General features: G+C 45.5%; 11 protein-coding genes. 8 read left to right on the top strand and 3 right to left on the bottom strand.

The features are described 5' to 3' along the window. From R7Z49_RS10260 to R7Z49_RS10225, 8 genes are all read left to right on the top strand, one after another. Window positions 1-3,093: a tetrathionate reductase subunit A gene (locus R7Z49_RS10260; protein ID WP_318111608.1), complete on the top strand. Its 3,093-nt coding sequence runs from the start codon at window positions 1-3 to the stop codon at window positions 3,091-3,093. Window positions 3,094-3,301: 208 nt separating this feature from the next. Next, window positions 3,302-3,865, top strand: a complete 564-nt coding sequence (locus tag R7Z49_RS10255) for a c-type cytochrome (RefSeq protein WP_180766580.1) — start codon at window positions 3,302-3,304, stop codon at window positions 3,863-3,865. Window positions 3,866-3,873: 8 nt separating this feature from the next. Next, window positions 3,874-4,926, top strand: coding sequence for a c-type cytochrome (locus R7Z49_RS10250; RefSeq protein ID WP_318111607.1), 1,053 nt, complete (start codon window positions 3,874-3,876; stop codon window positions 4,924-4,926). A 305-nt stretch (window positions 4,927-5,231) separates the two neighbouring features. Continuing rightward, complete coding sequence (locus R7Z49_RS10245; RefSeq protein WP_046874435.1) at window positions 5,232-6,563, top strand: paraquat-inducible protein A; 1,332 nt, start codon at window positions 5,232-5,234, stop codon at window positions 6,561-6,563. Beyond that, on the top strand, window positions 6,556-8,202 hold the full coding sequence (gene pqiB / locus R7Z49_RS10240) for an intermembrane transport protein PqiB (RefSeq protein ID WP_318111606.1): 1,647 nt from the start codon (window positions 6,556-6,558) through the stop codon (window positions 8,200-8,202). The genes R7Z49_RS10245 and pqiB overlap by 8 nt, the downstream gene beginning before the upstream one ends. Next, on the top strand, window positions 8,202-8,780 hold the full coding sequence (locus R7Z49_RS10235; protein WP_054574786.1) for a membrane integrity-associated transporter subunit PqiC: 579 nt from the start codon (window positions 8,202-8,204) through the stop codon (window positions 8,778-8,780). The genes pqiB and R7Z49_RS10235 overlap by 1 nt, the downstream gene beginning before the upstream one ends. A 102-nt stretch (window positions 8,781-8,882) precedes the next feature. After that, window positions 8,883-9,656 (top strand): hypothetical protein, encoded by a 774-nt coding sequence (locus tag R7Z49_RS10230; RefSeq protein ID WP_318111605.1) that lies wholly within the window; start codon window positions 8,883-8,885, stop codon window positions 9,654-9,656. A gap of 206 nt (window positions 9,657-9,862) precedes the next feature. Beyond that, the gene (locus R7Z49_RS10225; protein WP_213876376.1) at window positions 9,863-10,102 is read left to right on the top strand and encodes a hypothetical protein; all 240 of its coding nucleotides are present in this window, start codon (window positions 9,863-9,865) and stop codon (window positions 10,100-10,102) included. 60 nt (window positions 10,103-10,162) lie between these two features. Here the strand turns inward: R7Z49_RS10225 and R7Z49_RS10220 are convergent, their stop codons facing one another. The 3 genes from R7Z49_RS10220 to lapB form a co-directional block, all read right to left on the bottom strand. Continuing rightward, the gene (locus tag R7Z49_RS10220; protein ID WP_318111602.1) at window positions 10,163-12,001 is read right to left on the bottom strand and encodes an extracellular solute-binding protein; all 1,839 of its coding nucleotides are present in this window, start codon (window positions 11,999-12,001) and stop codon (window positions 10,163-10,165) included. Window positions 12,002-12,500: 499 nt separating this feature from the next. Then, window positions 12,501-13,202, bottom strand: a complete 702-nt coding sequence (gene pyrF / locus R7Z49_RS10215) for an orotidine-5'-phosphate decarboxylase (protein ID WP_017821659.1) — start codon at window positions 13,200-13,202, stop codon at window positions 12,501-12,503. Window positions 13,203-13,286: 84 nt separating this feature from the next. Beyond that, complete coding sequence (gene lapB, locus R7Z49_RS10210) at window positions 13,287-14,462, bottom strand: lipopolysaccharide assembly protein LapB (protein WP_005376665.1); 1,176 nt, start codon at window positions 14,460-14,462, stop codon at window positions 13,287-13,289. Between the last annotated feature and the right edge of the window lie 18 nt (window positions 14,463-14,480).

Here is a 14,480-nt window from a genome sequence, read left to right as displayed (position 1 = left end):
ATGGATAACAAACGCCGTCAGTTTTTGAAATCAGGCATTGCAGTGGGTGGGCTTGGCGCATTCGCTGCGGGTTACGCCACCACCACCAAACATATGGTCGAAGGTGCGCTCGAAGGCACCGCTGGAGAAAAAACGCGTGATATTCACCACGGTAACTCGCTTGAACCAGAATACACGGTCAACAACAAAGGCAACCTGATCCCGAATCCAAATCAGCGCGTTGCGCCATCCATGTGCTTTGGTTGTTGGTCACTGTGCGGGTTGCGTGTACGCATTGATAACCGCAACGACGAGATTTTGCGTATTACTGGCAACCCATATCACCCACTCTCTCATCAGCAACACATTCCGTTCGAAACGCCAGTCAAAGATGCTTATTTAAGTTTGGCAGGAGAAGCGGGCCTTGAAGGTCGCTCCACCGCCTGCGCACGTGGAAACGGGATGCTAGAAATTCGCAACAGTCCGTACCGCATCACTCAACCGCTGAAACGAGTTGGCAAACGCGGCGAAGGAAAATGGATTCCGATCAGCTACGAGCAATTGATAGAAGAAGTCGTTGAAGGTGGTGATTTATTTGGTGAAGGCCATGTTGATGGCTTGCGCGACATTCGCGATTTAACAACGCCCGTTGATCCTGAAAACCCAGAATATGGCCCGAAAGCCAACCAACTGTTAATGACCAACGCCGGTAACGAAGGCCGAGACGACATCTTCAAGCGCTTCGCGTTCAACAGCTATGGTACGCGAAACTTTGGGCATCATGGCTCTTACTGCGGCTACGCATTTCGTGCTGGCAGCGGCGCATTTATGAATGATTTGGATAAATTTGCCCATTTAAAACCAGACTTCGATAATGCCGAATACATCATCTTTATTGGTATGTCGCCTGCTCAAGCTGGCAACCCTTTTAAGCGTCAGGCGCGTCAACTCGCCAATGCGCGAACAAAAGGTAGCTTGGAATACACCATCATCACGCCAAGTTTGCCTGCGGGTTCATCGAGCTTGGCGGCAGGTGACAATAACCGCTGGGTACCAATCAAACCAGGCACCGACTCTGCCCTCGTGCTTGGCATGATCCAATGGATTATCGAAAACCAACGCTACAACAAAACCTTCTTAGCGCAGCCGGGGGCAAACGCGATGAAGCGAGCCGGCACCGCGCACTGGTGTAATGCTACGCATCTCGTGATAAGCGATGAGCAGCACCCGAGAAACGGCACGTTTTTACGCGCGTCGGATTTGAATCTGCCATTCGAAGGCGAAGCGTTGTCTGACTCCGATCCGTACGTCATCGTGGATGATCAAAGCGGCGAATTTGGTGTTCATACCCAGACAGGGGAAGCGGCACTGTTTGTCGATAAAACGGTTTCGCTTGCATCAGGCGAAGTGCGAGTAAAATCTTCCCTGCAAAGACTCAAAGAAGAGGCGTTTAAATACAGCCTTGAGTTCTACAGCCAACAATGTGAGATTCCTGTCGAACAAATTGTTGAACTAGCAAAGCGCTTCACCAGTTACGGAACAAAAGCGGTAGTCGATACCCACGGTGGCAACATGCACACCAATGGGTTCTATAACTCGTTTACCATCATGATGCTCAATGCGTTGATTGGTAATATCAATATGAAAGGCGGCGCGATGGCCAAAGCGGGTGGCTACCCAACTTCCGCTGCGGGCCCTCGTTACGACTTCACCAAATTTGCGGGCAAAGTCGGCCCGAAAGGCGTCTTTCTGTCGCGCAGTAAATTCCCCTACCACAAAACCAGCGAATACAAACGTCGCGTTGAGGCAGGTGAATCCCCTTACCCAACTCGCGCCCCTTGGTATCCGTTTGCCGCGCCATTGCTGACAGAGCACCTATCTGCGGCTATTGATGGGTATCCATACCGCGTTAAAGCGTGGCTCAACCATATGGCGAACCCAATGTATGGTGTACCCGGTTTAAAAACGCTGCTAGAAGACAAGCTTAAAGATCCAAAGCAGCTCGGTTTGATTGTGTCTGTTGATGCATTCATTAACGAAACCACCGCGTTGTCGGATTACATTGTGCCGGACACCGTTACTTACGAAAGCTGGGGCATGGCAACGCCTTGGCACGATGTTCCGGTGAAAACCGTTACCGCTCGTTGGCCGATAGTGGAAGCGCGAACAGAGAAAACCGTCGACGGTCGCTCGATTTGCTTAGAGAACTTTTTGATTGATGTCGCCAAGAAAATGCAACTAGGCGGCTTTGGTGACAACGCGATTCAAGATGCTCAAGGAAACTGGCACGATCTCCACAGCGCTGAAGATTTCTACTTACGTTCCGCGGCAAACTTGGCGTATGTGAAAGGCGGCGTGCCTGAAGTTTCGGCAGAAGACATTGCGTGGTCAGGCTTAGAGCGTTTAATGCCAGCGATGCAAAGCACGCTAACAGCGGATGAGATGAAACGAGTGGCGTTTATTTTTGCTCGCGGCGGACGCTTTGAAAATGCAACCGAAGCGTATCAAGGTGAGCAAATGAAGCACAAATGGACACGACCTGTTGCGATATGGAATGAACGTGTCGGCAGCGCAAGAAACACTATGACGGGGGATTTCTACACCGGTTGCCCAACATGGCATCCACAAAAACTGGCCGACGGCACACCAATGGAAGACCAGTTCCCAAGCTCAGAATGGCCTTTCAGCCTGACTAACTTTAAATCCAACATTCACAGTGCGGTGTCGAACCTATCGCCAAGGTTGAACTCGATTAAAGGCGTAAACCCAGTGTACATCCATCCAATCGATGCCGAGCGTGCAGGCATTAAAACGGGAGACGAGTTTATGATCGAAACTCCATCAGCAAGCACCAAAGCACTTGCGATGATAGTCAGCGGAATTCGCCCTGGCACACTCGGATTTGAACATGGGTTTGGTCATACCGAGCTAGGACAACGCTCGCACTGGATCGGCGATAAACAGCAACCCGTAAAAACGCGCAGCCAAGATGGCGTTAACATTAACGACATCGGATTAATTGACCCAACCCGAGAAGGGAAAGGCGTGTTGTTAGATTGGGTGGTAGGAGCCGCGGCTCGCCAATCATTACCAGCCAAAATCCGCAAAGCTTAGTAGACAACCAAACCTGAAGAGCTGCCATTTAGCAGCTCTTCACATCCTCTAAATATGTGGAAATCCACAATACCTTTCCTTATTGACAAGGCCGACAATATCGTCCCAGTGACTACCAAGTAGCACTTGGACATATTAATAACAATTAAAGTGAGTCAGCATGTCAAAGATTCTTCCAGTGGTGACAGCCTATTTGCTAGCCACCACTATGGGCGCAAGCGCCTCGTCTATTCCGGAAAAAGCCAGCGTGTGTAGTGGTTGTCACGGCCAAGATGGCATGGGACAGCCAAATATCGCGCCTATGATCGCTGGTTTAAACGCAAATTATCTCAACACTCAAATCGAACTATTCCTTAGTGGTGAACGCCAAAACGTAGTCATGCAAGGCATGGCGAAAGAGCTTAGCGATCCTGCCGTTCGTAAAGAAGTCATGGATTACTTTGCTAATCTTCCAAGCTACGAGTTCACTAACCCAGAGCAACGCGGCGACCAAGCCGACATTCGTAACCCGTATCGTAAATTGATCTTCCAAGGTGATTGGGATAGAAACATTCCAGCTTGCGCGACTTGTCATGGAGCCAGCGGAATGGGCGTCGACAAATTCCCTCGCCTCGCAAGCCAACATGCTGATTACTTAAAAACGCAATTGATGGCATGGAAAAACGGCACTCGCAGTGGTGACCCGCTCAATATGATGGGTACTATCGCGAAAAATCTCACTGACGAAGAGATTGAAAACCTTTCCTACTACTTTGCCTCATTACGTTACTAGGAGCAGACATGAAACGTTTCTATTCTTTGTTCGCATTGCCTCTCATCTCTGCTGCTACTTTGGCCAACGAGCCACTACCGGATCGTCAAACTGAACTGCCAGCTGTGAAAAAAGAAAATCATGGCGAATATTTGCAACCTCGCGATCTGAGTAAAATTCCAAACACCGCATTTGGTGAGCAAGTAAAACGTGGTTACTCGCTCTTTGTTAACTCGCAACAGATGCGCGGCAAATACGTTGGCAATGAGCAAAACTGTGTGAACTGCCATATGGAAGCAGGACGAAAAGCCAATGCAGCACCGCTGTGGGCGGCGTACATGGCCTACCCGGCTTATCGCAAGAAAAACGATCGCGTAAACAGCTACGCAGACCGTATTCAAGGTTGCTTCGAATACTCCATGAACGGCAAAGCCCCCGCTTACGACTCACCCGAAATTGTTGCCCTCAGCGCTTACGCTTATTGGTTGGCGATGGGCGGCTTGCTCGACAAACATGGTATGACGGATGAACCAATTCCGGAGCTAGACGCAAAAGCGTTGCAAGTTGGTGGAAAAGCAAAAGACTTCCCGTTGCCCGAAGCCATCGCGCAAGCATTACCAATTGAAAAGCGAGGTAATCTCTCTGGGCGTGGCTACCCAAAAATCAACGCCCCTGAGCAAGAACCATCAATAGAGCGAGGCGCACTGGTCTACGAAAAGAACTGTGAAACTTGTCATCGCGCCGACGGTTCAGGCATCAAAAGCACCGACGGTCATTCATACATTCCACCACTTTGGGGCGAATATGCGTATAACTGGGGTGCAGGTATGCACCGGATTAACACCGCGGCCTATTTTATTTACGAAAACATGCCGCTTGGGAAAAGTGTCCAGTTAAGCAAACAAGAAGCGTGGGATGTCGCGGCATACGTCAATAGCCACGAGCGTCCACAAGATCCTCGATTTAAAGGCAACGTGGGCGCAAACGCAGAGAGATATCACCAACATCAAGGCTATTACGGAAAAACACTTAGTGGGAAGCAAGTCGGCTCTAATGCTTTCAAGAGCGGAACCGTCGAGTAAAAAACAACCGTTCATCTTAAATACCAGTGCTCCCACCTCCCTGCTCAGGTTCTCTGAGCAGGGGTGTTTTACTCTCCTGAAGCAATTCACTTACCCTCTCCAAACCAGCAACGTTAAGTGGTTTTCGGCTTCCAACATACCCATCTTCTCAGTAAAATAGTGCGCCAAACGCAACTTTATTTATATCTTAGAGCTTCCATATACTATGATGCCAAAAGTAAGAAACTCGTAAACTCCTGAATCAAAACAAGCGTGCCTAATGAAAAAAGAGTATTCTTAGGACAAATGAATCCAAAACCTACCCGATGAGTATTCAACCTAATTCCCGTCAGTTAATTTCATGCGAAGAGTGCGGCCTTGTTGTTCGTATTCCCGATATCGATCAAGGGCAAAAAGCTCAATGTCCTCGATGCGCGCATTCTCTGACAAAAGTGAATGCTAAACCCTATCAAAGCGTGATCGCCATTTCATCGGCATGTTTGATCATGTTGGTGTTAAGCATTTCTTTCCCTTTTATGTCGTTCAGTGTGCAAGGGCTATCGCAAGAAATCACCTTATTGCATGCGGCCAAAATGCTGGCTGAATTTCAAAATGTACTTTTAGGTGTGTTGCTTCTCGCAACGGTCGTCGTATTGCCTGCTATCTATGTCGGTCTCATTCTCTTTCTTCATCTCGAAGCATTAAAAGCGCGTAAACATACGCCATCCAAAAAACAGCAACGAATGGCGAAAGTTTTATGTCGCCTTCTGTTTCGAGTCGAACCCTGGCTGATGGTCGATGTATTCTTGATTGGCGTATTAGTCAGCTTAATTAAAATCGCTTCTCTGGCAGACATTGGAATGGGGACTTCATTCTGGGCGTTCTGCGTTTATACCGTACTGGTAGTCAAATGTATTTCTATGGTTGACAAAAGCTGGCTCTGGGGACACTTCATTCCAGCCATCGTGCTGCCCGATGTAAATGAGGGCGATACGCACCATAACCACAACCATATTGGTTGCCATACATGTCACCAACTCAACCCAATTGAAGCGAAAAAGCACCAATACTGCATTCGTTGTAAAAGCCCTATTCATAAATACAACCCAGCTGATAATTTACAAAAAGCTTGGGCGCTTTTGTTTGCGTCAGTCATTTTCTATATACCCGCGAACCTTTATCCAATGATGTATACCGTAAGCCTTGGACATTCAGAAGGTTCAACTATCATGGAAGGGGTAATACTGCTTTGGCATTTAGGTTCTTACCCTATTGCGATGGTAATTTTCTTTGCTAGCGTATTCATTCCAATGGCGAAAATGCTGGCACTCGCGTGGCTGTATTACAATGCGCAAAAAGCGCGATATCTTCCTCCCAAAGAAAGTATTTCACGCTTAAAGATATACCGCTTAACTGAGTTTATTGGTCGCTGGTCCATGATCGATATCTTTGTCGTCGCCATCTTAGTTGCACTGGTTCAGTTGCAAAACTTAATGGCGATTTATCCAGGCCCTGCTGCGCTCTCTTTCGCGGCAGTGGTCATTTTCACTATGCTTTCTGCAATGATATTTGACTCACGTTTGTTGTGGCAGTTGCCACAAAACGAAGTGCAGGAGCCGATTTCTGACAACTTAAACGAGAAAGCCAAATATGAGTGATGAGAACAACGTAACCGCTCAAATAAAACCGCAAAAGCAGATTTCTGCGATCTGGATTGTCCCGATCCTTGCGCTAGCCATGGGAGCGTGGATGCTGTTCCAATACATCAACAGTACAGGCCCACAAATTACTCTCCAACTGCCAACCGCAGATGGGATTGAGGTTGGCAAAACCGAAATCCGAGCATTGAATGTAAAAGTCGGACTGATTACTGAAGTCACTCTCAGTGAAAATTACGATCACATCATCGCTAAGGCACAAATGAACAAGGATGCAGAACGCATGCTGCGAGATGACACCATGTTTTGGGTGGTGAAGCCTCGTATTGGCCGTGATGGCGTTTCAGGTTTAGAGACCTTGCTCTCTGGCGCTTATATCCAACTTCAGCCGGGTAAATCTAAAATAGAGAAAGAGCGCTTTACGGTCTTAGATGTTCCCCCAGTGGCCTCTCCTGATGCAGAGGGGTTGCGCCTTGTGTTAACACACCGCGAGGCTGGTAAGCTAGGCGTTGGTGACCCCGTCATTTATAAAGGCTTTACGGTTGGTCGTGTAGAGAAAACTAGCTTTGATGTTGACACTCGCAAAGCGTTATACCAACTCTTTATTTTCAAGCCTTATGACAGCTTAGTGCGCACTCGTACCAAGTTCTGGCTGAATTCTGGCGTAGATTTACAGCTCAATGCTGAAGGGTTCGAAGTCAAGTTTGGCTCATTAGAGAGCATGCTAACGGGTGGTGTTACCTTCGATACCGTTCCAGGTCTTGAATCCGGTGAACAGCTCACTGAAAATATGGTCAACTTCCGCTTGTACGATTATATTAAACAACTTCGAGAAGGCATGTACGATGATTATATTGAATTCGTTATGCTTTTTGATGAATCGGTACGAGGACTTAAACGTAAGGCACCTGTCGAATATCGAGGCTTGAGAATTGGTACTGTGATGCGTGTACCAATGCGACTTCCAACCCCAGAAGAGAACTTTTCTGCGAAAAAAATCCCTGTATTGGTACGTATCGAGCTCGGCCGTGTTTATGGCGATTTCCAATCCCAATCTTTACCAATGTTAAAAGATAAATTGAAGAGTGAGTTTGCTAAAGGCCTACGTGGTACTTTAAAAACAGGTAACTTATTAACAGGCGCACTGTATGTTGACGCCGACTTCTATCCAAACGACGAGCCTTACGTACCGAGTAAGTTTGCTGATTTAGATGTTTTCCCAACTATGCGTGGTGGTTTTGCGCAGGTTCAGCGCCAAGTGAACGACTTCCTAAATAAGATTAATAACTTACCAATGGAAGAAACACTAGACTCTCTCAATTCAACGTTAAAAACGTCCGAAAAAACGTTAGCTTCAGCAGAACGCGTGGCGGACAGTATTGATAAACTTTTGAATCAAAAAGAGACGCAAGAGATCCCAACAGATATTCGCCAAAGCTTACAGCAATTACAAAAAACACTCGATGGTTATGGGCCCAACTCAACCATGTACAGCGAAATGGAAGCCACGCTAAAAGAATTAGAAAGCGTGATGACAGAGTTTAAACCCGTACTTAAACAGCTAAACGAAAAGCCAAACTCTCTCGTGTTTGGAGAAGATGAAACCAGTGACCCAATACCAGTTAAAGGCAAAAACTAATGAAACGAGTATTCTTTCTGTCTATCGCGCTATTTGTCGGTCTAACGGGTTGCAGTAGCGCTCCGCAAACTAAAGGAGCTATGTACCTTCTACCTAAGGCGGAACCAGTGACTCTGAGCTCTTCTGATATCGCTCAGCGCCCAACTTTAGTTGTTCGTCCAGTGACATTGGCGAGTTATTTGAATGATAATGGCATTGTTTATCGAACCTCTGAGACCCAAGTTATTCAGGCGAAACACAATCAATGGGCGCACAGTATTTCTGAGCAAATCACTCAGAGAGTCGTCGCGGAGCTGCGTCACAAGCAAAGTCATTACTGGCCGGCTGAAATGAATAATCTGTTGGATCAAAGCGGTGAAGCCAAACTCCAGCTTACGTTAAATAAATTTAATGGCAGCTACAAAGGTAATATCGAAATTGAGGGGGAATGGTTACTCATTAATGCCGAAGGTAAGGTAGAAAACAGCGCGCCAATACAAATCTCACAGCCGCTTCAAGATGAGGGCTATGAAGCGCTCGTCAACGCTTTATCCATAGGCTTAGAAAGCCTAACCTCAGACATTGCCAAACAACTCTAAGTCAATGTTAATTACAGGGAAGCAAGTTGCTTCCCTTTTTTATGCAGAGTGTAGCGACTTCTACTAAGCTGAAAGCTGACGAAAAGCCGAAAAGGAAATTGGATGAAACCATGTAACCTGCTATCACTCTCCTCACTCATTCTTGTATTACCTACATCAGTAGCGCTCTCAGCCGAGACACAAGAATCTCGTTGGCGAAATAGCATAGAAGTGTACATGCTAGGACTGAATATCCACGGGGATACCAGTATTGTTCGCTTTTCATCAGAGGTGGATGTCGATCCTAAGTTCATCGTAGACCACCTCGATATTGGGGCGATGTTGCGATTCGAGAGTATTTACCAAAGTAAGTGGGGCTACTACATAGATTATAGTTTCATGAACTTAAGTGGTGATGTTAATAATATCAAGGGCGCTCTGCCTAACGCTCGTTATCGTGCGGACATCGAAATACGGCAAGGTGTTCTAGAAGCAAAGGCATTCCAACGCGAACAATATTCATTCGGTAAACTGGATTATATGTTTGGATTACGTTGGTGGGACAATGACATCACCGGCAAGCTGTATCGTAATGACAACCGGGTACTAGAAGATAGACTGTCATTACAAGAAGATTGGGTCGATTTTTTAGTTGGCTTGCGACTCATTGATGAATTGAGCGAAAACTGGCGATTTCATGCCAGCATCGACGCCGGACTTGGCAACGATACTCACTTCACTTATGCCATTCAAACTGGTGTTCGTTATAGCTTTAATGAATGGTCTGATCTCAACTTAGCTTACAAGTCGACCTGGGTCGATTACAAAAATGAAGAGGTATTTGAATATGATACGGCTTCTCAAGGGCTTTTAGTCGGACTTGGCTTTTACTTTTGATTAGGTTGAACCCTAGCCTATATTCAAGCGTTGTAACTTGTACCAACTCTAGGTACACGTCTAGTGCCACGTTACAGATGCTTAAATAAGGCAAATTGATCTTCATCAGACTATAAATTGCTCTTCGGTGCTACTCTCTGTCACAAAATATAAAACCCCACTCTATGACCTCATATAGGTCTTGTTGATAAGGTTCCCGAGTAGCAATGTCGATTAACATTTCCGATTTAACCACCGCCCTAAATAAGGTGGAGCATATTCATAAAGTGCAGCTTGAAAACGTACATCAGTTCTTCAAAGCAAACGAAGCTTTCTCGTTGCAAACATTCAGCCAGCTGATATCAAGCAACTCGCTTGATGATCGATTTAAAACCATCGATAAAGCGTTCTCTTTGCTTGGTGATGCAAAAACCTACCTTTTAGAAGCGTCTTACCTTATTAAGTAAAAAAGAAAGCCCCGATAAAATTCATTACCGGGGCTATCATTTTCTATCTAAACTACTGATTTACAATTTGTAACGATCATCAATTACCGTTAATTCTGGGAAGGTTTTACCCTCGTCCATCGCTTCTTCTGTCTCTTCTTTTACTTGGTTATCAATCCAGAAATTACCGATATCCATTGGATGAAGCACCCATTCTGTCGCTTTTGTCATGCCGTTTTTAGAAATTTTAACCCAGCGCCAATGAGCAACTCGAGAATAAGGCACCATGTAGCCAGGAACGATGATGTTCGCTTTGCTGACATAGTTTTGGATTTGATGCGACAAGTCGTAACGCTTCTCCTGATCAAACTCAGAGTCATACGCTTCAATTAACTTGTCTAGCTCAGGGCTGCTGTAGTTGGTGTGAGCATTCGTTTGTGGTCGATTTGCATTATCCGAGTGTAGGTATTCCCAATACGCAGGGATCTCACCAGAGCCCATATTCAAAAACGCTAGCTGATGCTTTTTCTCAAGAATGTATTTAAACGCAGATGAGCCATCCACCAAGTTTAACGTGAACTCAAGACCAGCAAGTTTCGCTTGCTCTTTCAGGTATGCAATACGCGGTGTCCAAGAGTTGTATCCGTAGGTGATAGCAAAGCTCAAGCGTTGGCCCTTGTCGTTAACACGAATACCATCTGCGCCCACTTTGTCAAAGCCCGCTTTTTCGAAGTGTTTAACCGCCGCATCAGCATCAAACTTTGGCGGTGTATTGTTAGGATCATCGTATTCGCCATGACCAAAGCCGAGTCCATGCGGTTTACGTGAATAATCTCCACGCATGATGTTTTCAATCATGCCGTCATAGTCAGTGGCTGCCATAACACCTTTACGCACTTCTAGGTTATCCAACATCGGCATCGCTGTGTTCATCCAAAGACCACCTGCTCCTTGCGGTGCTTCGTTAAAGCCCCAGTACTTTTGGATATAGCCTTTTTTGTACACATCACTATTGGTTTTGTCATGCCAAAAGCTTGGTAGCACCATCTCAAAGTAGTCTAAGTTGCCTTTCTCAAAGTGCTTCATGGCAATATCAGGATCGCGAATCACCTTAATGCGAACCTTTTCAACGTTATAACGGTTTTTATAGTAGCGGTTGTTGTATCCCCACCAATCTTCACCGACATGTTTGAATGTCACGCTCTTACCTTTCTTCACTTGATCAATGTAGTAAGGCGCTGCGGTTGGCTCAGATTTAAAGTTAAACTTTCTGACGAAGTTATCAGGCATGCCATCGTTATTTGCGTCCTTTTCTCCTTCAAAGAAGTGTTCAGGACGAGGCTGAAAACCATTACTTGGCATGTTAATCATAACCATAAGTGAGTCATGACTTTGAGCTACAGCAAGATTGACTTTGATCGTGTAGTCATCAATTTTTTCAACACTCACAATACTGTTTGTGAAGAAGTCGTTATACCACGGGTCGATAATGTCTTTTGACGTGTAGTACTTCATCATAAAGACGTAATCATCTGCTGTAATTTTTTCACCATCTGACCACTCGGCCGTTTCGTCGAGTTTAAAGAATACGGTTTTGTTGTCCTCTCCAAATGCCCATGACTTAGCAAGTTGAGGGATCCATTTGCCAGTATTTGGATGACGCTGAGCCAGTTTTGGTGAACCATCCATTAAGTATTGGCGCAAACCTGAGTTCGCATCTGGACCAACACTTCGTAATGTTTGCGGAAAGCTCTGAATGTAAGTGCGATAGGTGCCACCTCGTACCGCTTCTTCAGAGGCAAATAGAGGTTCGTTGTTGTTTGAAATCCATTCGATATCAGCTGGCAATTCTGCCGCACTCAGTTGAAAACTGGCAGCGGTCAGTGTTGCTAGTACTGAAAATGGCAGTTTTTTAGTCATGTTTCTTCCTTGTTGTGTTTGCGCACTAAGGTCGTAACAAGGAAGACAGCGTGTGAAAGCTCACAGAAAGCTGCGATTTAAAATACGCAGATAGGAAATAATAGGAACGTAATATGAAGTGACGTCCTGCCAGCTTCTATATTAATTTCAAAGAGTTTCACTAGGTCATCCTAGACCTTACAACGCAGTGAATGCATCTTCGCCATAGTATTCTTTAGATATTTGTAACGCAAGCCATCAATAACACATGATTGCATTTTCGAGGCATCACAGTGAGTTATGTTACAAAAGTGTGATCAGCATAGTACCAAGCCCTACTTTACTCAGAATAAACCGCAGAACCTTTATCTCAATTGGCCCCGATATACCAGTTACAGCGAGTAAATGATCAGACATAGCTGGTTAAAAGGAATGGTTGTTTACCGCGATCAGTATTTTCATTCGATATAAAAAGTGAGGCATCTTAGCCTCACTTTTCTCCATACAATCGAGACAGTGCTTACATTTTAGATAAGCTCTCATTGATCGACTTCAGCACTTCTGCAGGATTTGACGCTTGAGTGATAGGGCGACCAATCACAAGATAATCTGAACCTGATTGGATAGCGTCTACTGGCGTCATGATACGGCGTTGGTCACCTTGTTCTGAACCAGCAGGTCGAATACCAGGGGTCACTAATTTAAATTCTTGGCCTAGTTCGCTCTTCAGTAGTGAGGACTCTTGCGCTGAACATACGACACCATCTAAGCCCGCGTTTTTGGTCAAGGTTGCTAGACGAATCACTTGCTCCTGAGGCGCAACATTCAAACCAATACCAGCTAAATCACTTTGTTCCATACTGGTTAGTACCGTTACACCGATAAGAAGTGGACGATCTTTACCATATGGCTCAAGAATTTCACGTGATGCCGTCATCATACGCTCACCACCGCTCGCGTGTACGTTCACCATCCATACACCCATTTCAGCCGCAGCGCGAACTGCTTTCGAACAGGTGTTTGGAATATCGTGAAATTTTAAATCTAGGAATACCGAGAAACCACGTTTATGGAGTTCACGTACAAAATCAGGACCAAATAGCGTAAACATCTCCTTGCCAACTTTTAGTCGGCATGACGCAGGATCAATTCTATCTACAAACGCAAGTGCATCTGCTTGGTTATCATAATCCAGTGCGACAATAACTTTTTGGTCGATCATTTCATCTCCTAACTGTTTTGGTTCTTATTAAATAAAAAGTTAAAAAAATGCAGCGGACAGAAACTCTGCCAGCTGCATTAAGAATTATTCACCATCCAATCCGCGGATTGGCTTGATCGTCCCCCATCCTTTACAGGACGGACAATGCCAATAAAGGGAATGGGTAGAAAATCCACACTTCCGGCATCGGTAATGCGGTTTCACTTTTAACTGTTCACCCACCATCGCTTGTAGTGTTGATAGGCTGTCTTTCGCTCGACCATCTTCTGCTTCTGCAATGTGGTAGTCAATTAAACGGTAGAAGCCCTTCATGGTTGGGTTTTTCAGCAATTGTTTCGTCAGTAACTCTTGAGCAGCCCCAACGTTCTCGTGATGAGCAACTAATTGAGCCAACATCAACTCGGCTGATACGCCTGCTTTCTTATCAATACAAGCTCTCAGAAACTCGACAAGTTCATCTTCCTGACCCAGATGATGATAGCATTCTGCAATAGTTGGCAAGACATCACTGATAAAGTCTTTATCTTGCTCAAGTACCCCCGTCAGATATTTGATGGTGTGCTTATAGTCTTCAGACTCTAGGTAAATTCGTCCCAAAGCAATACTTGCTCGAACACACTTCGGGTCTTCCGCTAACGCTTTTTTAAAATGCTGTATTGCCTTATTAGTATTCCCATCAGCTTGGTCGAGCATGGCTATTTCACACCAAAAATGGGCAATATTTGCACGCATCCTTGAGCGTTTATTACCTAACTTAGCCAATTGGTTCGCGTAATAAATCGCCTTTTCCCATTCTCGTGTTTGCTGATAAATGGTCACTAATTGTTGAAGAGCCGCCTCTTTGTAATCTGGCTCTTCGACTAACTGTTCGAAGATTTTCTCTGCACGATCAAGAAAACCAGAGACCATGTAGTCTTTCGCTAACTGTTGAAGGGCGAGGTTCTTTTGGTCCAGTGTTAAGCCTGAACGAGAAATAAGATTTTGGTGAATTCTGATTGCGCGGTCGACTTCACCACGAGACCGGAACAGGTTACCCAACGCAAGGTGAGTATCGATGGTCTCGTTATCAACTTGGAGCAATTCAATAAAGTGATCGACAGCCTTATCTGATTGGTCAGAGAGCAGCAGATTAAGACCCGTCATATACTGACGAGAGATTTGATGAGATTGCTTCTGCTTGTCTTGCTGAGCGCTGCGATGCCCCATATACCAGCCATACGCAGCAGCTATAGGCAACAACAAGAAGAGTAGTTCAAGCATTAAAGTTAAGCCTTATCC

Origin of the sequence: Vibrio sp. 1562, from assembly GCF_033340155.1 — a bacterium.
In the GTDB taxonomy this organism is placed as follows: domain Bacteria; phylum Pseudomonadota; class Gammaproteobacteria; order Enterobacterales; family Vibrionaceae; genus Vibrio; species Vibrio alginolyticus.
The sequence above is the reverse complement of the archived record's forward strand: the minus strand, read 5'-3'. Positions and strand labels throughout refer to the sequence as shown.